General features: G+C 66.8%; 25 protein-coding genes. All 25 read right to left on the reverse strand.

Going from position 1 to position 24,345, the window contains the following annotated elements:
• Window position 1: 1 nt before the first annotated feature.
• Window positions 2–370: a 50S ribosomal protein L14 gene (rplN, locus tag AB0M26_RS12010; RefSeq protein WP_003998823.1), complete on the reverse strand. Its 369-nt coding sequence runs from the start codon at window positions 368–370 to the stop codon at window positions 2–4.
• 129 nt (window positions 371–499) lie between these two features.
• Window positions 500–781 (reverse strand): 30S ribosomal protein S17, encoded by a 282-nt coding sequence (gene rpsQ / locus AB0M26_RS12015; RefSeq protein ID WP_055470927.1) that lies wholly within the window; start codon window positions 779–781, stop codon window positions 500–502.
• Window positions 781–1,005: a 50S ribosomal protein L29 gene (gene rpmC, locus AB0M26_RS12020; RefSeq protein ID WP_065963002.1), complete on the reverse strand. Its 225-nt coding sequence runs from the start codon at window positions 1,003–1,005 to the stop codon at window positions 781–783. The genes rpsQ and rpmC overlap by 1 nt, the downstream gene beginning before the upstream one ends.
• On the reverse strand, window positions 1,005–1,424 hold the full coding sequence (gene rplP / locus AB0M26_RS12025) for a 50S ribosomal protein L16 (RefSeq protein WP_055470929.1): 420 nt from the start codon (window positions 1,422–1,424) through the stop codon (window positions 1,005–1,007). The genes rpmC and rplP overlap by 1 nt, the downstream gene beginning before the upstream one ends.
• A 5-nt stretch (window positions 1,425–1,429) precedes the next feature.
• On the reverse strand, window positions 1,430–2,281 hold the full coding sequence (gene rpsC, locus AB0M26_RS12030; RefSeq protein WP_365258508.1) for a 30S ribosomal protein S3: 852 nt from the start codon (window positions 2,279–2,281) through the stop codon (window positions 1,430–1,432).
• A complete protein-coding gene (rplV, locus tag AB0M26_RS12035; RefSeq protein ID WP_032926743.1) occupies window positions 2,281–2,628 on the reverse strand; it encodes a 50S ribosomal protein L22 in 348 nt (115 codons plus the stop codon). Before rplV ends, rpsC begins: the two co-directional genes overlap by 1 nt.
• 46 nt (window positions 2,629–2,674) lie before the next feature.
• Window positions 2,675–2,956 carry a 30S ribosomal protein S19 gene (gene rpsS / locus AB0M26_RS12040; protein ID WP_365258512.1) on the reverse strand — a complete coding sequence of 94 codons (282 nt, stop codon included), beginning with the start codon at window positions 2,954–2,956 and terminating at the stop codon, window positions 2,675–2,677.
• Between the two features lie 11 nt (window positions 2,957–2,967).
• Window positions 2,968–3,804: a 50S ribosomal protein L2 gene (gene rplB / locus AB0M26_RS12045; RefSeq protein WP_365258514.1), complete on the reverse strand. Its 837-nt coding sequence runs from the start codon at window positions 3,802–3,804 to the stop codon at window positions 2,968–2,970.
• 39 nt (window positions 3,805–3,843) lie between these two features.
• On the reverse strand, window positions 3,844–4,170 hold the full coding sequence (gene rplW, locus AB0M26_RS12050; RefSeq protein WP_262705012.1) for a 50S ribosomal protein L23: 327 nt from the start codon (window positions 4,168–4,170) through the stop codon (window positions 3,844–3,846).
• On the reverse strand, window positions 4,170–4,820 hold the full coding sequence (rplD, locus tag AB0M26_RS12055) for a 50S ribosomal protein L4 (protein ID WP_365258517.1): 651 nt from the start codon (window positions 4,818–4,820) through the stop codon (window positions 4,170–4,172). The genes rplW and rplD overlap by 1 nt, the downstream gene beginning before the upstream one ends.
• A gap of 8 nt (window positions 4,821–4,828) precedes the next feature.
• Window positions 4,829–5,473 carry a 50S ribosomal protein L3 gene (rplC, locus tag AB0M26_RS12060; protein WP_365258520.1) on the reverse strand — a complete coding sequence of 215 codons (645 nt, stop codon included), beginning with the start codon at window positions 5,471–5,473 and terminating at the stop codon, window positions 4,829–4,831.
• A 13-nt stretch (window positions 5,474–5,486) separates the two neighbouring features.
• On the reverse strand, window positions 5,487–5,795 hold the full coding sequence (gene rpsJ / locus AB0M26_RS12065) for a 30S ribosomal protein S10 (RefSeq protein ID WP_003948644.1): 309 nt from the start codon (window positions 5,793–5,795) through the stop codon (window positions 5,487–5,489).
• 1,081 nt (window positions 5,796–6,876) lie between these two features.
• Window positions 6,877–8,070 (reverse strand): elongation factor Tu, encoded by a 1,194-nt coding sequence (tuf, locus tag AB0M26_RS12070; protein WP_365258523.1) that lies wholly within the window; start codon window positions 8,068–8,070, stop codon window positions 6,877–6,879.
• Between the two features lie 216 nt (window positions 8,071–8,286).
• A complete protein-coding gene (gene fusA, locus AB0M26_RS12075; RefSeq protein ID WP_365258526.1) occupies window positions 8,287–10,407 on the reverse strand; it encodes an elongation factor G in 2,121 nt (706 codons plus the stop codon).
• Window positions 10,408–10,445: 38 nt separating this feature from the next.
• Window positions 10,446–10,916 (reverse strand): 30S ribosomal protein S7, encoded by a 471-nt coding sequence (rpsG, locus tag AB0M26_RS12080; protein ID WP_019707816.1) that lies wholly within the window; start codon window positions 10,914–10,916, stop codon window positions 10,446–10,448.
• A gap of 2 nt (window positions 10,917–10,918) precedes the next feature.
• On the reverse strand, window positions 10,919–11,290 hold the full coding sequence (rpsL, locus tag AB0M26_RS12085; RefSeq protein ID WP_003948652.1) for a 30S ribosomal protein S12: 372 nt from the start codon (window positions 11,288–11,290) through the stop codon (window positions 10,919–10,921).
• A gap of 357 nt (window positions 11,291–11,647) precedes the next feature.
• Window positions 11,648–12,124, reverse strand: coding sequence for a DUF1707 and DUF4190 domain-containing protein (locus AB0M26_RS12090; protein WP_365258644.1), 477 nt, complete (start codon window positions 12,122–12,124; stop codon window positions 11,648–11,650).
• Window positions 12,125–12,346: 222 nt separating this feature from the next.
• Window positions 12,347–16,246 carry a DNA-directed RNA polymerase subunit beta' gene (locus AB0M26_RS12095; RefSeq protein ID WP_365258529.1) on the reverse strand — a complete coding sequence of 1,300 codons (3,900 nt, stop codon included), beginning with the start codon at window positions 16,244–16,246 and terminating at the stop codon, window positions 12,347–12,349.
• 125 nt (window positions 16,247–16,371) lie between these two features.
• Window positions 16,372–19,854, reverse strand: coding sequence for a DNA-directed RNA polymerase subunit beta (gene rpoB / locus AB0M26_RS12100; RefSeq protein ID WP_365258532.1), 3,483 nt, complete (start codon window positions 19,852–19,854; stop codon window positions 16,372–16,374).
• A gap of 243 nt (window positions 19,855–20,097) precedes the next feature.
• A complete protein-coding gene (locus tag AB0M26_RS12105; protein ID WP_365258535.1) occupies window positions 20,098–20,277 on the reverse strand; it encodes a hypothetical protein in 180 nt (59 codons plus the stop codon).
• 108 nt (window positions 20,278–20,385) lie between these two features.
• Complete coding sequence (rplL, locus tag AB0M26_RS12110; RefSeq protein WP_365258537.1) at window positions 20,386–20,772, reverse strand: 50S ribosomal protein L7/L12; 387 nt, start codon at window positions 20,770–20,772, stop codon at window positions 20,386–20,388.
• Window positions 20,773–20,856: 84 nt separating this feature from the next.
• Window positions 20,857–21,417 (reverse strand): 50S ribosomal protein L10, encoded by a 561-nt coding sequence (rplJ, locus tag AB0M26_RS12115; RefSeq protein ID WP_365258540.1) that lies wholly within the window; start codon window positions 21,415–21,417, stop codon window positions 20,857–20,859.
• Between the two features lie 483 nt (window positions 21,418–21,900).
• Window positions 21,901–22,623 carry a 50S ribosomal protein L1 gene (rplA, locus tag AB0M26_RS12120; RefSeq protein WP_365258543.1) on the reverse strand — a complete coding sequence of 241 codons (723 nt, stop codon included), beginning with the start codon at window positions 22,621–22,623 and terminating at the stop codon, window positions 21,901–21,903.
• 75 nt (window positions 22,624–22,698) lie between these two features.
• Window positions 22,699–23,133 (reverse strand): 50S ribosomal protein L11, encoded by a 435-nt coding sequence (gene rplK, locus AB0M26_RS12125; protein ID WP_365258546.1) that lies wholly within the window; start codon window positions 23,131–23,133, stop codon window positions 22,699–22,701.
• A gap of 180 nt (window positions 23,134–23,313) precedes the next feature.
• The coding region (locus tag AB0M26_RS12130; protein WP_365258549.1) for a hypothetical protein at window positions 23,314–24,345 on the reverse strand (1,032 nt) is incomplete at its 5' end.

Raw genomic sequence — 24,345 nt, forward strand, 5'->3', positions numbered from 1 at the left:
GTTACAGCACCTCCGGCGCGAGCGAGATGATCTTCATGAACTTCTTCTCGCGCAGCTCGCGGCCCACGGGGCCGAAGATACGGGTGCCGCGGGGGTCGCCATCGTTCTTGAGGATGACGGCCGCGTTCTCGTCGAAGCGGATGTACGAGCCGTCCGGGCGGCGGCGCTCCTTCACGGTGCGCACGATGACCGCCTTGACGACGTCGCCCTTCTTCACGTTGCCACCGGGGATCGCGTCCTTGACGGTGGCGACGATGACGTCACCGATGCCCGCGTAGCGGCGACCGGAACCGCCGAGAACACGGATGCAAAGGATTTCCTTCGCACCAGTGTTGTCGGCGACACGCAGTCGCGACTCCTGCTGGATCACGTCTATCTCCTGATCGTCTGCCGGTTCCCGGCAGGGGCCGTGTCACGGCCCCTGCCGAGCCTGGCGGAACTGTCCAGAAGGCTGTTGCCTTCAGGCTGACTTTCTTTGGAATCCCCTTGCGGGAATTGCCTACTTGGCCTTCTCGAGGATCTCGACGACGCGCCAGCGCTTGGTCGCGGACAGCGGCCGGGTCTCCATGAGGAGGACGCGGTCGCCGATACCCGCGGCGTTCTGCTCGTCGTGCGCCTTGAGCTTGTTCGTACGGCGGATGACCTTGCCGTACAGCGCGTGCTTGACGCGGTCCTCGACGGCGACGACGACGGTCTTGTCCATCTTGTCGCTGACGACGAGGCCCTCACGGGTCTTGCGGAAGCCGCGGTCGTTCGTCTCAGTCACATTCTTCTCGCTCATCAGGCGCTCTCCACCGTCTCGATGCCGAGCTCGCGCTCCCGCATCAGGGTGTAGATCCGGGCGATGTCCTTGCGAACGGCCTTCAGCCGGCCGTGGTTCTCGAGCTGTCCGGTCGCCGCCTGGAAGCGGAGGTTGAACAGCTCCTCCTTGGCCTCACGAAGCTTGGCAACGAGGTCCTCGTTGTTCAGCTCGCGCAGCTCGGACGCCTTGGTTCCGGCCGCCATCACGACTCACCTGCCTCGCGCCGCACGATCCGGCACTTCATCGGAAGCTTGTGCGCGGCGCGGGTGAGCGCCTCGCGAGCAATCTTCTCGTTCGGGTAGGACAGCTCGAACATCACCCGACCGGGCTTGACGTTCGCGACCCACCACTCCGGAGAACCCTTACCGGAACCCATGCGGGTCTCCGCCGGCTTCTTCGTGAGCGGGCGGTCCGGGTAGATGTTGATCCAGACCTTGCCGCCACGCTTGATGTGGCGGGTCATGGCGATACGAGCCGACTCGATCTGGCGGTTCGTCACGTAGGCCGGAGTCACCGCCTGGATGCCGTACTCGCCGAACGCAAGCTCGGTGCCGCCCTTGGCCATACCACTGCGCTTCGGGTGGTGCTGCTTACGGTGCTTGACCCTACGGGGGATCAGCATGACGGTCAGGCCTCCGTTCCGGCGCTGTTGGAGGAACCAGCCTCGGCAGCCGGAGCGGCAGCGGCGGGAGCCTCGGCCTTGGGGGCCTCGGCAGCCGGGGCCGACTGCTGCTGCGGCTTGCGGCCGCGGCCGCGCTCGCCACCGCGGCCACCACGGGCCGGACGGTCACCGGCACCGCGCGACGGGCGGTTGCCGGCGCGGGCGGCCGCGTTCTCGGCGCGGACCTCGGCGATGTTCTTGACGTCGCCCTTGTAGATCCAGACCTTCACACCGATACGGCCGAAGGTCGTCTTTGCCTCGAAGAAGCCGTAGTCGACGTTCGCACGGAGCGTGTGCAGGGGCACACGGCCCTCGCGGTAGAACTCCGAGCGGGACATCTCGGCGCCGCCGAGACGGCCACCGCACTGGATCTTGATGCCCTTGGCGCCGGCCTTCATCGTCGACTGCATGCTCTTGCGCATGGCGCGACGGAAGGAGACGCGGGAGGAGAGCTGCTCGGCGACCGCCTGCGCGACCAGCTGGGCATCGGTCTCGGGGTTCTTGACCTCGAGGATGTTCAGCTGGACCTGCTTGCCGGTGAGCTTCTCCAGCTCGCCGCGGATACGGTCGGCCTCCGCGCCGCGGCGGCCGATGACGATGCCCGGCCGGGCGGTGTGGATGTCGACGCGGACGCGGTCACGGGTGCGCTCGATCTCCACCTTGGAGATACCGGCGCGCTCCATGCCCTTCGTCATCATCCGGCGGATGGCGACGTCTTCCTTGACGTAGTCCTTGTACAGCTTGTCGGCGTACCACCGGGACTTGAAGTCCGTGGTGATGCCGAGCCGGAACCCGTGCGGGTTAACCTTCTGGCCCATTACCGGGTTCCTTCCTTGCTGCTGACGACCACGGTGATGTGGCTGGTCCGCTTGCGGATCCGGTAGGCACGGCCCTGGGCGCGCGGACGGAACCGCTTCAGGGTCGGGCCCTCGTCGACGTACGCCTCGGAGATGAAGAGGCTGCCGGCGTCGGTGTGGTCGTAGTTGTGCGCGGCGTTGGCAATGGCGCTGTCCAGCACCTTGCCGACCGGCACGCTCGCGGCCTGCGGAGCGAATCGCAGGACCGCCTGAGCCTCCGTGGCATCCATGCCACGGATGAGGTCCACCACGCGGCGGGCCTTCATGGGCGTGACGCGGATGTACCGCGCCTGGGCCCTGGCTTCCATGGTTGTCCCTTCGGTGTCTGTCATCGGTCTTCGCTTGTTCCGCAGATCAGCGACGACGCGACTTGCGGTCGTCCTTCTCGTGGCCGCGGAAGGTGCGGGTCGGCGCGAACTCGCCGAGCTTGTGGCCGACCATCGACTCGGTGACGAACACCGGGACGTGCTTGCGGCCGTCGTGCACCGCGATCGTGTGGCCGAGCATGGCCGGGACGATCATCGAGCGGCGAGACCAGGTCTTGATGACGTTCTTGGTGCCTGCGTCGTTCTGAGCGTCCACCTTCTTGCTGAGGTGGTCGTCGACGAAAGGCCCCTTCTTGAGACTGCGCGGCATCGAACCTGCTCCTAGCGCTTCTTGTTCGTCTTGCGGCGGCGGACGATGTACTTGTTGCTGGCCTTCTTCGGCGAGCGCGTACGGCCCTCCTTCTGACCCCACGGCGAGACCGGGTGGCGACCACCGGAGGTCTTGCCCTCACCACCACCGTGCGGGTGGTCGACGGGGTTCATGGCGACACCGCGGACGGTCGGGCGGACGCCCTTCCAGCGCATACGGCCGGCCTTGCCCCAGTTGATGTTCGACTGCTCGGCGTTGCCGACCTCGCCAACGGTGGCGCGGCAGCGAATGTCGACCAGACGGACCTCGCCGGAGGGCATGCGCAGGTGGGCGTAGGTGCCCTCCTTCGCCAGCAGCTGGACGGAAGAGCCCGCGGAACGGGCGATCTTCGCGCCGCCGCCGGGGCGCAGCTCGATGGCGTGGATGACCGTACCCACCGGGATGTTGCGCAGCGGGAGGTTGTTGCCGGGCTTGATGTCGGCACCGGGGCCGTTCTCCACCCGGTCGCCCTGACCCAGGCGGGCCGGGGCGAGGATGTAGCGCTTGTCGCCGTCCGCGTAGTGCAGGAGCGCGATGCGCGCGGTGCGGTTCGGGTCGTACTCGATGTGCGCGACCTTGGCCGGCACGCCGTCCTTGTCGTGACGACGGAAGTCGATCACGCGGAAGGCGCGCTTGTGGCCACCGCCCTGGTGGCGAACGGTCACACGACCGGCGTTGTTACGGCCGCCCTTGCTGTGCAGCGGGCGGACCAGCGACTTCTCCGGCGTGGACCGCGTGATCTCGACGAAGTCGGCGACGCTGGAGCCACGACGGCCCGGGGTCGTCGGCTTGTACTTGCGGATACCCATTTCTCAGTCCTCGTCCGATATCGGACGACTCGGACTCCGTTAGGAGACCGGGCCGCCGAAGATGTCGATACGGTCGCCCTCGGCGAGGGTCACGATGGCGCGCTTGGTGTCCTTGCGCTTGCCGAAACCGGTGCGGGTGCGCTTGCGCTTGCCCTGGCGGTTGATCGTGTTGACCCCGGTGACCTTGACCGAGAAGACCGCCTCGACGGCCTGCTTGATCTGGGTCTTGTTCGCACGCGGGTCGACGATGAACGTGTACTTGTTCTCGTCCAGCAGCGCGTAGCTCTTCTCCGAGACCACCGGCTTGACGAGAACGTCGCGGGGGTCCGTGAAGGTCTTGCTGGTGACAGCGGTCGCCTCAGTCATCAGGCGTCGCTCCCTTCGAGCTGAGCGGCCTTGGGACCAGCCACGAAGGACTCGAAGGCGGCCTTGGTGAAGACCACGTCGTCGGAGACGAGCACGTCGTACGTGTTGAGCTGGCCCGGCTCCAGGATGTGGACCTGGGGCAGGTTGCGGGCGGACAGCCACGCGGCCTCGTCGGACCGCTCGACGACCAGGAGCAGGTTCTTGCGCTCGCTGATCTTGCCGAACAGGGTCTTCGCGGCCTTGGTGGAGATCTCGCCCTCGACCACGCCGGAGACGATGTGGATGCGGTTGTGACGCGCCCGGTCGGAGAGGGCACCGCGGAGCGCGGCGGCCTTCATCTTCTTCGGGGTCCGCTGCGAGTAGTCACGCGGCACGGGACCGTGCACGGTGCCACCACCGGCGAACTGCGGCGCACGGGTCGAGCCCTGGCGGGCGCGGCCGGTGCCCTTCTGGCGGTAGGGCTTCCTGCCACCGCCGCGGACCTCGCCGCGCGTCTTGGTCTTGTGCGTGCCCTGGCGGGCAGCGGCCAGCTGGGCGACGACGACCTGGTGGATCAGCGGAATGCTGACCTGCACGTCGAAGATCTCCGCGGGGAGCTCGACGGACCCGGCCTTGTCGCCTGCCGGCGAAAGGATGTCAATGGTGCTCATCGGTTACCTCAGGCCCCCTTGGCCGCGGTACGGACCAGGACGAGGCCGCCGTTCGGACCAGGAACTGCGCCCTTGATGAGCAGCAGGCCCTTCTCCGCGTCAACGGCGTGGACGGTCAGGTTCTGGGTGGTGACCCGCTCGTTGCCCATGCGGCCGGCCATGCGCAGGCCCTTGAACACGCGGCCCGGCGTGGCGCAGCCACCAATGGAGCCGGGCGAGCGGTGCTTGCGCTGCGTGCCGTGGCCGGCACCGAGGCCGCCGAAGCCGTGGCGCTTCATGACACCGGCGGTGCCCTTGCCCTTGCTGGTGCCGGTCACGTCGACCTTGACACCGGACTCGAACACCTCGGCGGTGACCTCCTGGCCGAGCGTGTACTCACCGGCGTCGGTGGTACGCAGCTCCACCAGGTGGCGGCGCGGGGTGACGTCGGCCTTGGCGAAGTGGCCCTTTAGGGGCTTGTTCACCTTGCGCGGGTCGATCTCGCCGAAGGCGATCTGGACGGCGTCGTAGCCGTCGGCGTCGTTGGTGCGGACCTGGGTCACGACGCAGGGGCCGGCCTTGACGACGGTGACCGGGACGACGCGGTTGTTCTCGTCCCACACCTGCGTCATACCGAGCTTCTCGCCCAGGACGCCCTTGATCTGCTTAGCCATCTCGCGCGTCACCTCAGAGCTTGATCTCGATGTCGACGCCGGCCGGCAGGTCGAGACGCATGAGCGAGTCGACGGTCTTCGGCGTGGGGTCGAGGATGTCGATGAGGCGCTTGTGCGTACGCATCTCGAAGTGCTCGCGCGAGTCCTTGTACTTGTGCGGCGACTTGATGACGCAGTACACGTTCTTCTCTGTGGGCAGCGGCACCGGGCCCGCGACCGACGCACCAGTGCGGGTCACCGTCTCGACGATCTTCTTCGCCGAGGAGTCGATGACCTCGTGGTCGTAGGCCTTGAGCCGGATGCGGATCTTCTGTCCCGCCATGGCTGCTTCGTAGTCCTGTCTCTCGTAACGCTCTGGGACCCGGCGACTTTCCGACCCTCCGACCCCCGCGGTCGGGCGTGTCGCAATCCCTTCACAGCTGATTTCCCGAAGGATTTCCCTGCTGGGGGATGCGGCCACGAGACCGCTGGACCGGGGGAGGACACCCACCGGGCGCCTGGTCGGTACCCCGCTGACGCTTCCCGGAAGATTCCCGTACTTCCGCCCCTGATCAGGGACGACGAGTACTGCGGGACTCGCTTCCAGTCCTCCCGGCGGGAGGCGCGCAGCATCGGCACTCAACCGAGCAACCTGGACAGTGTGCCATATGGGGCCAGGTGGTCGCGAATCGAGCCGAGGAGGCTACCTCACCACCCCGGCCGAGGCATCGCAGCCGGGGCCGTACGAGGGGCCGGGCGGCTGATCTCCTCAGGACCGGCTCCCCGATCCACGGAACCTCCTGGCGCGTGCCGTTTCCGCGGCAACCGCTCCCGCACTTCCGGCCGCCGCCCCGTCAGAGGCAGTCGCCCTGTTCCCGACGCGTATTCCGTGTGTCGCGCCCTCCCGGCCAGGCCACGCGCGATTCACCGGTGCCCGGCCCCCCCTTCGGGGCCCGCGCCCGCAGGGACACAGGTCAGCCTGTCGTCGCCGACGAGGACGGTGACCGCTCCCGGGTGAGGCGCAATATGGGCGGCGCTCATCGCCTGGACACCGGGTGCCCGTTGTTTCCGTAGCGGCGCAGGGAACGGACACCTGGCCCCGGAGCCGACAAGCGCGTCCTTGGCCGGCTCGGCGAGCAACTCCGGGAAACGGACGCCGTGTTCGTCGGCGTCGGACACCGGATGGAGCGTGGGTTGACGTCGAAGTCGATCTCGACGCGCTCGCCCTCCGCAGACGAGGGGGAGCGCTCACCATGACCCCGATCGGATCGCCCCACGCCATGACTCAGGACACCCGGGTCCCGTTCCACGAACGGATTTTGACCAAGCATCAGCTGCATGTCCTGGCTTCGCGCGAGCAACGCGAAGGGCCCGCACGGACGAAACCGTACGAGCCCTTCCCCGGTGCTCCTAGGAGCGGCAGGTCACTTGTTGATCTTGGTGACCTGGCCGGCGCCCACGGTCCGGCCACCCTCACGGATGGCGAACTTGAGGCCCTCCTCCATGGCGACCGGCTGGATCAGCTGGACGGACATGGTGGTGTTGTCGCCCGGCATGACCATCTCGGTGCCCTCGGGGAGGGTCACGACGCCGGTCACGTCAGTCGTACGGAAGTAGAACTGCGGGCGGTAGTTGTTGAAGAACGGGGTGTGGCGGCCGCCCTCGTCCTTCGACAGGATGTAGGCCTGGGCCTCGAACTCGGTGTGCGGGGTGACCGAGCCCGGCTTGATGATGACCTGGCCGCGCTCGACGTCCTCGCGCTTGATGCCGCGGAGGAGCAGACCGACGTTCTCACCGGCCTGGCCCTCGTCGAGCAGCTTGCGGAACATCTCGATACCGGTGACCGTGGTGGAGGTCTTCTCCGGCTTGATGCCGATGATGTCGACGTTCTCGTTGACCTTGAGGACACCACGCTCGATTCGGCCGGTGACGACCGTGCCGCGGCCGGTGATGGTGAAGACGTCCTCGATCGGCATCAGGAACGGCTTGTCGACATCGCGCTCCGGCTGCGGGATGGACTCGTCCACAGCCTTCATCAGGTTGAGGACGGACTCGCCCCACTCCTTGTCGCCCTCGAGCGCCTTGAGCGCCGAGACCTTGACGACCGGAACGTCGTCGCCCGGGAACTCGTACTCGGACAGCAGCTCACGGACCTCGAGCTCGACGAGCTCCAGGATCTCCTCGTCGTCGACCATGTCGGCCTTGTTCAGGGCGACGACGATGTAGGGAACGCCGACCTGACGGGCCAGGAGCACGTGCTCCTTGGTCTGCGGCATCGGGCCGTCGGTGGCGGCGACCACGAGGATGGCGCCGTCCATCTGCGCCGCACCGGTGATCATGTTCTTGATGTAGTCCGCGTGACCCGGGCAGTCAACGTGGGCATAGTGACGCGTCTCGGTCTGGTACTCGACGTGCGCGATGGAGATGGTGATACCGCGCTGGCGCTCCTCGGGAGCCTTGTCGATCTGGTCAAACGCCGAGGCCTCGTTCAGCTCCGGGTACGCGTCGTGCAGCACCTTGGTGATCGCCGCGGTAAGAGTGGTCTTACCGTGGTCGATGTGACCGATGGTGCCGATGTTGACGTGCGGCTTAGTCCGCTCGAACTTCGCCTTCGCCACTGGGGTCCTCCTGTGGACTGGTGCTGTACTCCACCCGCGCTTTGCGAGTGGGTTCAGGTGGTCTTACCGAATCGACCAGGACCCCGAGGGGATGCCCTTGGCCGTATTCGCTTGGGGGCCGGCTGCGGGGCCCCGCCGCAAAGCGGTTGCTTTGCGGCGGATTGCCCCGATGCCTTTGCTCCAGCCTAAAGCGTAAGAAACGTGGGCGGAGCCCCGTTACTCACCCTTGGCCTTCGCGATGATCTCCTCCGCCACGTTCCGCGGAACCTCGGCGTAAGAGTCGAACTGCATGGAGTAACTGGCACGACCGGAGGTCTTGCTGCGCAGGTCTCCGACATAGCCGAACATCTCCGACAGCGGAACCAGACCGGTGACCAGCTTGGCGCCGGCCCGGTCCTCCATGGACTGGATCTGACCGCGACGGGAGTTGATGTCACCGATCACGTCGCCCATGTAATCCTCGGGCGTCGTGACCTCGACCTTCATCATCGGCTCGAGCAGGGCCGGACTGGCCTTGCGGGCGGCCTCCTTGAAGGCCATCGAACCGGCGATCTTGAAGGCGAGTTCGGAGGAGTCGACGTCGTGGTAGGCGCCGTCGAGCAGCGTCACCTTCACACCGGTCAGCGGGTAGCCGGCCAGCACACCGAACTCCATTGCCTCCTGGCAGCCGGCATCCACGGACGGGATGTACTCCCGCGGGATACGGCCACCGGTGACCTTGTTCTCGAACTCGTACCCGTCGCCCTCGAGCGGCTCGAGCGCGATCTGCACCTTTGCGAACTGGCCGGAACCACCAGTCTGCTTCTTGTGCGTGTAGTCGACGCGGTCGACCGCCTTGCGGAGGGTCTCGCGGTAGGCGACCTGCGGCTTGCCGACGTTCGCCTCGACCCTGAACTCGCGCTTCATACGGTCGACCAGCACGTCGAGGTGCAGCTCGCCCATGCCCGCGATGATCGTCTGGCCGGTCTCCTCGTCGGTGTTGACCTGGAAGGACGGGTCCTCCTCGGCCAACCGCTGGATCGCGACGCCCAGCTTCTCCTGGTCGCCCTTCGACTTGGGCTCGATCGCGACCTGGATGACGGGCGCCGGGAAGTCCATCGACTCCAGGATCACCGGGTTCGAACCGTCGCAGAGGGTCTCACCGGTGGTTGTCTGCTTCAGACCCATGACGGCGACGATGTCACCGGCACCCACCGACTCGATCTCCTCACGCTTGTTCGCGTGCATCCGGTAGATCTTGCCGATGCGCTCCTTCTTGCCCTTGACGGAGTTCTGCACCTGCGTACCGGTCACCATGCGGCCCGAGTACACCCGGACGAAGGTGAGCTTGCCGAGGTGCGGGTCGCTCATGATCTTGAACGCAAGACCGGCGAACGGCTCATCCTCGGACGGCTTACGGGTCACAACCTCCTCGGGGTTGTTCACCGCGTGTCCCTCGATCGCCTCGATGTCGATCGGCGACGGCAGGTAGCGCACGACCGCGTCGAGCAGGGGCTGAACGCCCTTGTTCTTGAACGCGGTACCACAGAACACCGGGGTGACCGTGGTGTCGCCGCCCTTGCCGGAGTTGATGGTGATGCGGCGGATCGCCGCGATCAGCTGCTCCTCGGAGGGCTCCTGGCCCTCGAGGTACAGCTCCATCATCTCCTCGTCGTTCTCGGCGACGGCCTCGAGCAGCTTGCCGCGCCACTCGTCGGCGGCCTCGGCGTGGGTGTCGGGGATGTCGACGGTGTCGTACATCTCGCCCTTGGTCGCCTCGGCGGACCACACGAGGGCCTTCATGCTCACCAGGTCGACGACGCCCTTGAAGTCGGCCTCGGCGCCGATCGGGAGCTGCATGACGAGCGGCGTCGCGCCCAGCCGGTCGACGATCATGTCGACACAGCGGTGGAACTCTGCGCCGGTCCGGTCCAGCTTGTTGACGAAGCAGATGCGCGGCACGCGGTAGCGGTCCGCCTGACGCCACACCGTCTCGGACTGGGGCTCGACACCGGCAACGCCGTCGAACACCGTCACCGCACCGTCGAGCACGCGCAGGGAGCGCTCCACCTCGACGGTGAAGTCGACGTGGCCCGGGGTGTCGATGATGTTGATGGTGTGGTCGACGTTGTCCAGCGGCCAGTGGCAGGTGGTCGCGGCGGACGTGATGGTGATGCCGCGCTCCTGCTCCTGCTCCATCCAGTCCATGGTGGCAGCGCCGTCGTGGACCTCACCGATCTTGTAGCTCACACCGGTGTAGAACAGGATCCGCTCGGTGGTGGTCGTCTTGCCCGCGTCGATGTGGGCCATGATCCCGATATTGCGGACCTTGGCCAGGTCAAGTGAAGTGGTGGCCATAAGGCTCAGTCTTCTCTCGGATCTCGATGGGGTAGCGACTACCAGCGGTAGTGCGCGAAGGCCTTGTTGGACTCGGCCATCTTGTGGGTGTCCTCGCGACGCTTGACGGAGGCGCCCAGACCGTTGCTGGCGTCCAGCAGCTCGTTCATCAGACGCTCGGTCATGGTCTTCTCACGACGGGCGCGCGAGTAGCCGACGAGCCAGCGCAGCGCGAGGGTGGAGGCACGGCCGGGCTTGACCTCGACCGGCACCTGGTAAGTGGCGCCACCGACGCGACGGGACTTGACCTCGAGGGTCGGCTTGATGTTCTCCAGAGCACGCTTGAGCGTGATGACCGGGTCGTTGCCGGTCTTCTCGCGCAGGCCCTCCATGGCGCCGTACACGATGCGCTCGGCGGTGGAGCGCTTGCCGTTCAGCAGCACCTTGTTGATGAGCGAGGTGACCAGAGGAGAACCGTAGACCGGGTCGATGATGACCGGGCGCTTCGGGGCGGGGCCCTTACGAGGCATGCTTACTTCTCCTTCTTGGCGCCGTAACGGCTGCGGGCCTGCTTGCGGTTCTTGACACCCTGGGTGTCGAGCGAACCGCGGATGATCTTGTAGCGAACACCCGGCAGGTCCTTCACACGGCCACCACGCACGAGCACGATGGAGTGCTCCTGCAGGTTGTGTCCCTCACCCGGGATGTAGGCCGTGACCTCGATGCCGCTGGTCAGACGCACACGCGCGACCTTACGCAGGGCCGAGTTCGGCTTCTTCGGGGTGGTCGTGAACACACGCGTGCAGACGCCGCGGCGCTGAGGGGATCCTTCGAGCGCGGGCGTCTTGTTCTTCTCGACCTTGTCCTGCCGGCCCTTGCGGACCAGCTGCTGGATCGTAGGCACCGTTTCTCCGGTTTCTGTGTGCCGTCTAGTGAAGCTAACCTGAGGCTTCTCCGACCCACGCGGTCGGGTGTGTCGCAGATCCCACACCTGCTCCGTGAAACGGAAAGCGCGGATGTGATCGGCGATTCGGCCTCGGTCCCGTGCGGCCGGAGTCCTCCCCCGGACCCGGTCCGGGAGGGGGCCCACCCGGCCGATGGCTGGGATGGCACGCACAAGAACCCGGGCACACCCCAGGCACAAGGTCAGAGCGTACCTATAGCACCGGCTTCGGTCAAAACAAAAGCACCTGGCTAGGACACTCCGGGCACCTGCTCGGCTACGCCGCGGAGTTGGCACCGCGGGGCGCCGCGGCGCGGGTCAAGTCGACGCCGCAGCCACCGTCACGCCGATGATCACCAGTATGCCGATGGCCAGCGCCAGATAGCCCAGTACCAGACCGGCCGTCGCGTACCCCTCGCCGCTCTCCCCCGTACGCCGCATCTCCGCCCGCGCCTTGTGGCCGAGAATCACCGCGGGAATCGCGGTCAGACCCCACGTGACCGGCGTCAGCACGCCGCACACCATGGAGGCGGTGGCCGACCCGTTGGTCGGCGGCGGGGGCGGCGGCGCCCAGAACGTCGGAGCGACCTGTTGCCGTACGGGGTAGGCGTAGCCGCTCGTGCTCCCGGGCCCCTGCGGCAGATCGGCGACCAGCGTCTGCAACTGCCCGTAGGTCTGGGCATGGTGAGCGCGCGTCAGCCGCTGTTCGTACTCCTGCTGGGACAGGCGGCCCTCGGCGAAACCGGCCTTGAGCACATCGATCGTGCGCTCCCGGTCTGCGTGCGAGGCCCGCATCACCGAGGACTGAGCCTGCCCCTGCTGCGGATGTCCACCACCCGGCCACGGTTGCATCGACACCGCACCCACCTCCCCGCCCAGGAATCTCTCCCCATCATTCCCGACGTCCGGCTGCCTCGCGCAGTTCCCCCGCCATTGGGCGTGGCCGGTGATCCTGTAGAGATGCCGCAGAGCGGCCCCCCGAAGGGGACCGCCCTGTGGGCAACGTGCCTGCGGACCTTACTGGTTGTACGGCCCGTAGTCGTAGTCCTCCAGCGGGACCGCCTGGCCGGAGCCCGTGCCGAAGGGCGAGTAGTCGATGTCGTCGTAACCGACGGCCGAGTACATTGCGGCCTTCGCCTCCTCGGTCGGCTCGACCCGGATGTTGCGGTAGCGGGACAGGCCCGTACCGGCCGGGATGAGCTTACCGATGATCACGTTCTCCTTGAGGCCGATCAGGGAGTCCGACTTGGCGTTGATCGCCGCGTCGGTCAGGACCCTGGTCGTCTCCTGGAAGGACGCCGCCGACAGCCAGGACTCGGTCGCCAGCGAGGCCTTGGTGATACCCATGAGCTGCGGACGGCCGGAGGCCGGGTGGCCGCCTTCCTGCACCACGCGCCGGTTCTCGCCCTCGAAGCGCGAGCGCTCCACGAGCTCGCCGGGCAGCAGCTCGGCGTCGCCGGACTCGATGATCGTCACGCGGCGCAGCATCTGCCGGATGATGATCTCGATGTGCTTGTCGTGGATCGACACACCCTGCGAGTTGTAGACCTTCTGCACCTCGCCGACCAGGTGGACCTGCACGGCCCGCTGACCGAGGATGCGCAGCACGTCGTGCGGGTTGATGGCACCCACGGTCAGCGGCTGGCCGACCTCGACGTGGTCGCCCTCGCCCACCAGGAGGCGGGCACGCTTCGAGACGCCGTACGAGGTCTCGTCGCTGCCGTCGTCCGGGGTGACGACCATCTTCTTGGTCTTCTCGGTCTCCTCGATGCGGACCCGGCCGGCCGCCTCCGAGATGGGGGCGACGCCCTTGGGCGTACGCGCCTCGAAGAGCTCGACGACACGGGGCAGACCCTGGGTGATGTCGTCACCGGCCACACCACCGGTGTGGAAAGTACGCATCGTCAGCTGGGTACCGGGCTCACCGATGGACTGCGCCGCGATGATGCCGACGGCCTCACCGATGTCGACCAGCTTGCCGGTGGCCAGCGAGCGGCCGTAGCACATCGCGCACGTGCCGACCGCGGACTCGCAGGTCAGGACCGAGCGGGTCTTGACCGTCTCGACGCCGTAGCGGACCAGCTCGTCGATGAGCACGTCGCCCAGGTCGGTACCGGCCGGGGCCAGCACCTTGCCGTCGACGACGATGTCCTCGGCGAGGCAGCGCGCGTACACGCTCGTCTCGACGTTCTCCGCCTTGCGCAGGACGCCCTCGGTGTCGCGGGAAGCGATCTCCAGCTTGAGGCCGCGGTCGGTGCCGCAGTCCTCCTCGCGGATGATCACGTCCTGCGAGACGTCGACCAGACGACGGGTCAGGTAACCCGAGTCGGCGGTACGCAGAGCGGTGTCCGCCAGACCCTTACGGGCACCGTGCGTGGCGATGAAGTACTCCAGCACGGAAAGACCGTCACGGTACGACGCCTTGATGGGACGCGGGATGGTCTCGTTCTTGGCGTTCGCCACCAGACCACGCATACCGGCGATCTGACGCATCTGCATCATGTTTCCTCGGGCACCGGACTCGATCATGATGAAGATCGAGTTGGTCCGCGGGAAGTTGCGCTGCATCGCCTCGGAGACCTCGTTGGAGGCCTTGTTCCAGATGACGACCAGCTCCTGGTGGCGCTCGTCCTTGGTGATGAGACCGCGCTCGAACTGCTTCTGGACCTTGAGTGCCTGCTCCTCGTAGTTCTCGAGGATCGCCGGCTTCTCGGGCGGACCGACGATGTCGGAGAACGCCACGGTGACACCGGACCGGGTGGCCCAGTGGAAGCCCGCCGCCTTCAGGTTGTCGAGCGTCGCCGCCACGATGACCTTCGGGTAGCGCTCGGCCAGGTCGTTGACGATCTCGGAGAGCTGCTTCTTGCCCACCGAGTAGTCGACGAACGGGTAGTCCTCGGGCAGCAGCTCATTGAAGAGCGCGCGGCCCAGAGTCGTCCGCAGCCGGAAGCTGTCGCCCTGCTGCCACTCCGGCTCGCCCTCCTCCGGCGCCGGCGGGGTCCAGCCGCGCGGCGGGACGGTGCCGATCGGGAAGCGGATGTCGATCTTCGCCTGGAGCGAGAGCTCGCGGGCGTCGAAGGCCATGATCGCCTCGGCGGTGGAGCCGAACGACCGTCCCTCGCCCTTGACTTCGCGCTCCTCCTCGTCCGTTGTGAGGAAGAAGAGGCCGAGCACCATGTCCTGGGTGGGCATGGTGACGGGGCGACCGTCGGCGGGCTTGAGGATGTTGTTCGAGGACAGCATCAGGATGCGGGCCTCGGCCTGCGCCTCCGCGGACAGCGGCAGGTGCACGGCCATCTGGTCACCGTCGAAGTCCGCGTTGAACGCGGTGCAGACGAGCGGGTGGATCTGAATGGCCTTGCCCTCGACGAGCTGCGGCTCGAAGGCCTGGATGCCGAGGCGGTGCAGGGTCGGCGCACGGTTGAGCAGCACGGGGTGCTCGGCGATGACCTCTTCCAGCACGTCGTACACGACCGTACGGCCGCGCTCGACCATGCGCTTGGCCGACTTGATGTTCTGCGCGTGGTTGAGGTCCACCAGGCGCTTCATCACGAACGGCTTGAAGAGCTCCAGCGCCATGGCCTTGGGCAGACCGCACTGGTGCAGCTTGAGCTGCGGGCCGACGACGATGACGGAACGGGCCGAGTAGTCGACGCGCTTACCGAGCAGGTTCTGACGGAACCGGCCCTGCTTGCCCTTGAGCATGTCGCTCAGGGACTTCAGCGGACGGTTGCCGGGCCCGGTGACCGGGCGACCGCGGCGGCCGTTGTCGAACAGCGCGTCGACGGCCTCCTGCAGCATGCGCTTCTCGTTGTTGACGATGATCTCGGGCGCACCGAGGTCGAGAAGCCGCTTCAGGCGGTTGTTCCGGTTGATGACGCGGCGGTACAGGTCGTTGAGGTCTGAGGTCGCGAAGCGGCCACCGTCGAGCTGCACCATCGGACGCAGGTCCGGCGGGATCACCGGGACGCAGTCGAGCACCATGCCCTTGGGGCTGTTGCTGGTCTGCAGGAAGGCGGAGACGACCTTGAGGCGCTTGAGCGCACGGGTCTTCTTCTGGCCCTTGCCGGTCCGGATGATCTCGCGGAGGCGCTCGGCCTCCTCGTCGAGGTTGAAGGTCTCCAGGCGCTTCTGCAGCGCGGCGGCACCCATGGAGCCGTCGAAGTACGTGCCGAAGCGGTCCCGCAGCTCGCGGTAGAGCAGCTCGTCGCCCTCGAGGTCCTGGACCTTGAGGTTCTTGAAACGGGTCCACACCTCGTCGAGACGGTCGATCTCGCGCTGGGCACGGTCGCGGAGCTGCTTCATCTCGCGCTCGGCGCCCTCGCGCACCTTGCGGCGCACATCGGCCTTGGCTCCCTCGGCCTCGAGCTCGGCCAGGTCGGCCTCGAGCTTCTTGGCACGGGCCTCGAGGTCGGCGTCGCGGCGCTGCTCGACCTGCTGGCGCTCCACGGAGACCTGGGCCTCCAGGGAGGGCAGGTCGCGCGTGCGGCGCTCCTCGTCCACCCACGTGATCATGTAGGCGGCGAAGTAGATGACCTTCTCGAGGTCCTTCGGGGCGAGGTCGAGCAGGTAGCCCAGACGCGACGGGACGCCCTTGAAGTACCAGATGTGGGTGACGGGAGCGGCCAGCTCGATGTGGCCCATCCGCTCACGGCGCACCTTGGCACGAGTGACCTCGACACCGCAGCGCTCGCAGATGATGCCCTTGAAGCGGACGCGCTTGTACTTTCCGCAGTAGCACTCCCAGTCCCGGGTGGGGCCGAAGATCTTCTCGCAGAAGAGTCCGTCCTTCTCGGGCTTGAGGGTGCGGTAGTTGATGGTCTCCGGCTTCTTGACCTCGCCGTGCGACCACTGACGGATGTCGTCAGCAGTGGCCAGGCCGATCCGCAGCTCGTCGAAGAAGTTGACGTCGAGCACTTGTCGTCAATCCCTCTTTCGGGGTCGTGTTCAGAAGTCTGACTGGGGGTCCCCCCACGCCCGCTGGGCCTGGGGGGCGGGGTCCGGGGTTGGCCGGGGCCTTTCGGGGATCCCGGCCAGACCCGTCAGACCTCTTCGACGCTGCTCGGCTCGCGCCGGGACAGGTCGATACCGAGCTCCTCCGCAGCGCGGAAGACGTCCTCGTCGGTGTCGCGCATCTCGATGGACATGCCGTCCGAGGACAGCACCTCCACGTTGAGGCACAGGGACTGCATCTCCTTGATGAGCACCTTGAAGGACTCGGGGATGCCGGGCTCAGGGATGTTCTCGCCCTTGACGATGGCCTCGTAGACCTTCACGCGGCCGGTGACGTCGTCGGACTTGATGGTCAGCAGCTCCTGAAGGGCGTAGGCGGCGCCGTAGGCCTCGAGGGCCCACACCTCCATCTCGCCGAACCGCTGGCCACCGAACTGGGCCTTACCACCCAGCGGCTGCTGGGTGATCATCGAGTACGGGCCGGTCGACCGGGCGTGCAGCTTGTCGTCGACCAGGTGGTGCAGCTTGAGGATGTACATGTACCCGACCGAGATCGGGTCCGGGAACGGCTCGCCGGAGCGGCCGTCGAACAGCCGGGCCTTGCCGGAGGGCAGCACCATCCGTTCACCGTCGCGGTTGGGGACCGTGGCCTGGAAGAGACCGGCGATCTCGTCCTCGCGCGCGCCGTCGAAGACGGGGGTGGCGACGTTGGTGCCGGCCGCGACGTCGTCGGCGCCGATGGCCCGCAGACGCTCCATCCACTCCTCGTTGCCGTCGACCTTCCAGCCCTGGCTGGCGAGCCAGCCGAGGTGGATCTCCAGGACCTGTCCCGGGTTCATCCGGGACGGGACGCCGAGCGGGTTGAGGATGATGTCGACCGGGGTGCCGTCCTCCAGGAACGGCATGTCCTCGACCGGGAGGATCTTGGAGATGACGCCCTTGTTGCCGTGACGGCCGGCGAGCTTGTCACCGTCGGTGATCTTGCGCTTCTGCGCGACGTAGACGCGGACCAGCTGGTTCACGCCCGGGGGCAGCTCGTCGCCCTCCTCGCGGTCGAAGACGCGGACGCCGATGACCTTGCCGGTCTCGCCGTGCGGCACCTTCAGCGAGGTGTCCCGGACCTCACGGGCCTTCTCACCAAAGATCGCGCGGAGCAGGCGCTCCTCCGGGGTCAGCTCGGTCTCACCCTTCGGGGTGACCTTGCCGACCAGGATGTCGCCGGCGACGACCTCGGCACCGATGCGGATGATGCCGCGCTCGTCGAGGTCGGCCAGGACCTCCTCGGAGACGTTCGGGATGTCCCGGGTGATCTCCTCGGGGCCGAGCTTGGTGTCACGGGCGTCGACCTCGTGCTCCTCGATGTGGATCGAGGAGAGGACGTCGTCCTGCACCAGCCGCTGGCTGAGGATGATCGCGTCCTCGTAGTTGTGGCCCTCCCACGGCATGAACGCCACGAGCAGGTTCTTGCCGAGCGCCATCTCGCCCTCGTCCGTGGACGGACCGTCGGCGAGGACCTGGCCCTCGATGACCCGCGCGCCCTCGTCCACGACGACCTTCTGGTTGAAGGAGGTGCCCTGGTTGGAGCGGTTGAACTTGGCGACGCGGTACGTGGTGTACGTGCCGTCGTCGTTGGCCACCGTGACGTAGTCGGCGGAGACCTCCTGGACCACACCGTCCTTCTCGGCCTTGATCACGTCACCGGCGTCGACCGCGCAGCGGTACTCCATGCCGGTGCCGACCAGCGGGGACTCCGCCTTGATCAGCGGCACGGCCTGGCGCATCATGTTCGATCCCATGAGCGCGCGGTTGGCGTCGTCGTGCTCGAGGAACGGGATCATGGCGGTCGCGACCGACACCATCTGGCGCGGCGAGACGTCCATGTAGTCGACCTCGGTGCCCGGGATGTAGTCGACCTCGCCGCCACGGCGGCGGACGAGCACACGGGACTCGGCGAAGCGGAGGTCGTCCGTCAGCGGGGCGTTGGCCTGTGCGATGACGAAGCGGTCCTCCTCATCGGCGGTGAGGTAGTCGACCTCGTCGGTCACGACACCGTCGGTGACACGGCGGTACGGGGTCTCGACGAAGCCGAACGCGTTGACCCGGCCGTACGAGGCCAGCGAGCCGATGAGACCGATGTTCGGGCCCTCAGGGGTCTCGATCGGGCACATACGGCCGTAGTGCGACGGGTGCACGTCCCGGACCTCGAAGCCGGCCCGCTCACGGGACAGACCACCGGGGCCCAGCGCCGACAGACGACGCTTGTGGGTCAGACCCGACAGCGGGTTCGTCTGGTCCATGAACTGCGACAGCTGGCTGGTGCCGAAGAACTCCTTGATGGAGGCGACGACCGGCCGGATGTTGATCAGGGTCTGCGGCGTGATCGCCTCGACGTCCTGCGTGGTCATGCGCTCGCGGACGACGCGCTCCATACGGGCCAGGCCGGTGCGGACCTGGTTCTGGATGAGCTCGCCGACGTTACGCAGGCGCCGATTGCCGAAGTGGTCGATGTCGTCGGTCTCGACGACGATCTGCGTGCCGTTCTCGCCGACCGTCTCGGTCTCGCCCGCGTGCAGCTTGACCAGGTACCGGATGGTGGCGATCACGTCGTCGACGGTGAGCACACCGGCGTCGAGCGGCTGGTCCCCGCCGAGCTTCTTGTTCACCTTGTAGCGGCCGACCTTGGCGAGGTCGTAGCGCTTGGGGTTGAAGTAGAGGTTCTCGAGCAGGGTCTGCGCGGCCTCACGCGTCGGCGGCTCGCCCGGACGCAGCTTGCGGTAGATGTCGAGCAGCGCGTCGTCCTGGCCCTGGGTGTGGTCCTTCTCCAGGGTGGCGCGCATGGACTCGTACTCGCCGAACTCCTCGAGGATCTGCTCGGTGGTCCAGCCGAGCGCCTTGAGCAGGACGGTCACGGACTGCTTGCGCTTGCGGTCGATGCGCACACCGACCATGTCGCGCTTGTCGATCTCCATCTCCAGCCAGGCACCCCGGGACGGGATGATCTTGGCGGAGAAGATGTCCTTGTCGGACGTCTTGTCGATGGAGGAGTCGAAGTAGACACCGGGAGAGCGGACCAGCTGTGACACGACGACACGCTCGGTGCCGTTGATCACGAAGGTGCCCTTGTTGGTCATGAGCGGGAAGTCGCCCATGAAGACCGTCTGGGACTTGATCTCACCGGTCTCGTTGTTGGTGAACTCTGCGGTGACGAAGAGCGGCGCCGCGTAGGTGAAGTCGCGCTCCTTGCACTCGTCGATCGAGTTCTTCGGCGGCTCGAAGCGGTGGTCGCGGAAGGTCAGCGACATCGAGCCCGAGAAATCCTCGATCGGGGAGATCTCTTCGAAGATCTCTTCCAGACCGGACTTGGTGGGGACGTCCTGTCCACTGTCCAGGGCCGACTCGACGCGAGCCTTCCACGCGGCGTTGCCGAGCAGCCAGTCGAAGCTCTCGGTTTGCAGCGCAAGGAGGTTCGGAACCTCGAGGGGCTCCTTGATCTTCGCAAAAGAGATGCGCAGCGGGGCGGTGCTGGCGCCGTTGTTCGTATTGGCAGTCGAGGCGTTGCGCGAGGCGGCCAAGAGGGGGTCCTTCCGAGGGCTCGGACTCACTACGCGCGTACCGGTCCAGTTCGATACACACCCGGAGAAATCCCAGGTCAGGGAGTTCATTCAGTAATGATCGAACGTGGGCGTGCCCCTGGTGACGGGCAGGGAGCAGCTAACAGGCAGCGCAAAGGGTCAGTGTAGCCACTTGGCCCACTGATGTCCAGACCGGTTCCCCGGAGCTGCGAATGCATCCCTTGTTGTTCTTCATCGCCTGCATCAAGCCACGCGCTCGAAGCGCATATCGATCCTGCCCTCTTCGTCTGCGATCCATGCCTCGGATCCTGGATCGGTCAACGACGCGTCCTGAGAATTGCGCGCTGCGTGCCGTTCGTCAAGGCCCCCACCCTCTTCGGGATCATCCAGGGGCCCGGCAGGACGGGCATCGAAGATCACCATACCTGTCACCGCGCGAGGGGCAAGGACCCCCGTCCGGGGACGCCCGAGGGCGACCACCCTTTCGGGTGATCGCCCTCGGAACGAGCAAGAGTCAGCAGACTCGCGAGGTCACTTGACCTCGACGCTGGCGCCGGCGCCCTTGAGGGACTCGGCGGCCTTGTCGGCCTGCTCCTTGTTGACCTTCTCGAGGACCGGCTTCGGGGTGCCGTCGACGAGGTCCTTGGCCTCCTTCAGACCCAGGGAGGTCAGCTCCCGCACGACCTTGATGACCTGGATCTTCTTGTCGCCGGCGCCAGTGAGGATGACGTCGAACTCGTCCTTCTCCTCGGCGGCCTCGACGGCCGGAGCACCGGGGGCACCGGCGGCGGCGACGGCGACCGGGGCGGCGGCCTCGACGTCGAACTTCTCCTCGAACGCCTTCACGAACTCGGAGAGCTCGATGAGGGTCATCTCGCTGAACTGCTCGAGCAGGTCTTCCTGGCTGAGCTTCGCCATTTTGGCGGTCCTTCCACTAATTCGGCTGGTGCCGGGTGTACATATCGGCGGGCGTACGGGCCCGCTGCGACCGAGCGCGAGTGATTACTCGGCGGACTCGGCCTCGGCGGGAGCCGGCGTACCGGCACCGCCCTGCTCGACCTTGCTGCGAAGCGCGTCCGCGGTGCGGGCGAACTTCGAGAGCGGGGCCTGGAAGGTCGCCGCGGCCTTGGCCATGGACGCCTTCATGCCACCGGCCAGCTTGGCGAGCAGCACCTCACGGGACTCGAGGTCCGCGAGCTTCTTGATGTCGTCGGCGGACAGCGCCTTGCCGTCAAGGACACCGCCCTTGATGACGAGCGCGGGGTTCTCCTTCGCGAAGTCACGAAGACCCTTCGCCGCCTCGACCGGGTCACCGGTCACAAAGGCGACCGCCGTGGAACCGACGAAGAACTCGTCCAGCTCACTGACCCCGGCCTCGTTCGCCGCGATCTTGGTCAGGGTATTCTTCGCCACTCGGTACTGAGCGTTCTCACCGAGAGAACGGCGCAGGTCCTTGAGCTGTGCCACGCTGAGACCGGTGTACGCGGTGACAACAGCGGCATTGGAGTTCTGGAACTTCTCCTTGATCTCCGCAACGGCTGCGACCTTGTCGGGACTCGCCATGAGCCTCGGCCCTCCTTCCGGGTGATGCGATCCTCGACCGGCAATTCCGGCCGGTCATAACGCCGGACCGCCCACGTCGGGCGCGCGAGGAAGGAGCTGAGCGCATACGAAACGCCCCGGCGCAGGCGCACGGGGCGTCGCTCGACCGGACAACAGCCGGGAGCTCTCCACAGTCACCTGCGCAGGTCGCCCGCACGGAGCGGATCCTTCGGCCGCCGTACACCCTTGCGGGCACACAGCAACGACCAGCGGTCTTTGGCTTCCCGAGGAGAGTACGTGAGCAGGCCCCCCGCAGGCAAATCGCCCTCCTTGAGCCCAGGCCCGTGAACTCTCAAGCGTCCCTCCCCCGGCCCGTACGCGGGGGCCGGCGGGGGAGCCGAAGGAAACCTGAGCACGGCAAAGAGCCGGCCCCCGTGCCTCCGAGGAGATACGGGGACCGGCGCTGCGTGCACATGACCGCACGGTCCGCGGCCGCCGTCCGGATCAGACGGAGGCGGGTTCCTCCTCGACGAGGAGGTTGCGGGTGCGATTGGCGTCGACCGGGATGCCGGGGCCCATCGTGGTGCTGATGGCGGCCTTCTTGATGTACCGGCCCTTCGCCGCGGACGGCTTCAGACGGAGGATCTCCTCCAGGGCTGCGCCGTAGTTCTCCACCAGCTTGGCCTCGTCGAACGAGACCTTGCCGATGATGAAGTGCAGGTTCGCGTGCTTGTCGACACGGAACTCGATCTTGCCGCCCTTGATCTCGGTGACGGCCTTGGCGACGTCCGGGGTGACGGTGCCGGTCTTCGGGTTCGGCATCAGACCACGCGGGCCGAGGACGCGGCCGAGGCGGCCGACCTTGCCCATGAGGTCCGGGGTGGCGACGACGGCGTCGAAGTCCAGACGGCCCTTCGACACCTCGTCGATGAGCTCGTCGGCGCCGACGATGTCGGCGCCCGCGGCACGCGCGGCCTCGGCACGGTCACCGGTCGCGAAGACCAGGACCCGGGCGGTCTTGCCGGTGCCGTGCGGGAGGTTCACGGTGCCGCGGACCATCTGGTCGGCCTTGCGGGGGTCGACGCCCAGACGGAAGGCGACCTCGACTGTGCCGTCGAACTTGGTCGCGGAGGTCTCCTTGGCGAGACGGACGGCCTCGAGCGGGGCGTACAGGCGCTCCCGGTCGATCCTGGCGTCCGCAGCGCGGAGAGTCTTGCTGCGCTTCACTGCTGCTCCTATGTCTGATGGAGTCGTGGTGCGGGCCGGCGCGTGGCCCCTCCACTGGGGGTGGTGCGGGGAGGATCAGCCCTCGACCGTGATGCCCATGGAACGGGCGGTGCCGGCGATGATCTTCTCGGCGGCGTCCAGGTCGTTGGCGTTCAGGTCGGGCATCTTGGTGTTGGCGATGTCGCGGACCTGGTCGCGAGTGATCTTGGCGACCTTGGTCTTGTGCGGCTCGCCGGAGCCCTTCTCCACACCTGCGGCCTTGAGGATCAGCTTCGCGGCCGGCGGAGTCTTGGTGATGAAGGTGAAGGAACGGTCCTCGTAGACCGTGATCTCCACCGGCACGACCATGCCGCGCTGCGACTCGGTCGCCGCGTTGTAGGCCTTGCAGAACTCCATGATGTTGACGCCGTGCTGACCCAGCGCGGGGCCGACCGGCGGAGCCGGGTTGGCGGCACCGGCCTGGATCTGGAGCTTGATCAGCCCCGTGACCTTCTTCTTCTTGGGAGGCATGCTCTCTCCGGGTCCATTAAGAGGTGGTTCGCCTCCGAGCCCGGTTCATCCGGTTGGAGGCATACCGCACAACGATAGCGGTTACGGCTGCGCGGCTGAAAACCGGCAGGTCAGACAAGCCTGAGGGGCTGCCTGACCTGGCCGAAGCTGTCGGCGTCTCAAGCTAGCCGGAGCTTGTGGCTACTGGTCGACCGTTCCGATGCTGCGGGAGTTGTCGACGGCCCGGCACTGGGAGGTGCTGTTGGAGCCCGTAGCAGTGAGGCTCAGGTTGTTGGCGTTGTTGCAGTTGTTGCTCTGCCGGCCCTCCTGCGCCACATTCTGCTGGAACAGCACCCCTGTGCTGGAGCCCCCCTCCGCCTGAGCACCCCCGCCGATCTCCACGGTGCCCAGACTCGCGGACCGGTTCACCGTCTTACAGTCCGCCTCCGATCGGCCACCCTCCACCGCGATGTCCGACCCGTTGAGGTTGTTGCAGTTGTTATTCTGCCGCCCCTCCTGCGCCACATTCTGCTGGGACACGGTGCTGGTTGTACTGGAGCCGCCTTCGGCTCGGGCGCCGCCACCCTTGATACGCGTGTGCTTGCTGAACGAACTGTCCTTGTTCTCACAGCGCAACGCCAACCCGCCCCCGGTCACGGTGGTGCTCGAGTCGCTGTTGGGGTTGTTGCAGTTGTTGTTCTGCCGCCCCTCCTGCGCAATGTTCTGCTCCACCACGGCGCCGCCTGTGGTGGAGCCGCCTTCGGCTCGGGCGCCGCCGCCCTCGACCTGGCTGTGCTTGCTGAACGAGCCGTCCTTCACCGCACAACGCGCCACCACCCGGCCACCGATCACGTCGAGGTCCGAGACTTCGGTTGGGTTGTTGCAGTTGTTGTTCTGCCGGCCCTCCTGCGCCACACTCTGCTGGACCACGGAGGCCGCTGCACTGCCGCCATCGCCCCGGGCACCGCCGCCCTTGACGAGGGTGTGCTTACTGAACGAAAAGTCCTTGTCCGCGCAGCGCGCATCCACCCGGCCCCCCGTCACCGTGATGTCCGTGTTGCTGTTGGGGCTGTTGCAGTTGTTGTTCTGCCGCCCCTCCTGCGCCACACCCTGCTGCAACACGTTGCTGGTTGTGCTGGAGCCGCCTTCGGCTCGGGCGCCGCCGCCCTCGACCTGGCTGTGCTTGCTGAACGAGCCGTCCTTCACCGCACAACGCGCCACCACCCGGCCACC

The organism is Streptomyces sp. NPDC051776 (assembly GCF_040681345.1).
Taxonomy (GTDB): domain Bacteria; phylum Actinomycetota; class Actinomycetes; order Streptomycetales; family Streptomycetaceae; genus Streptomyces.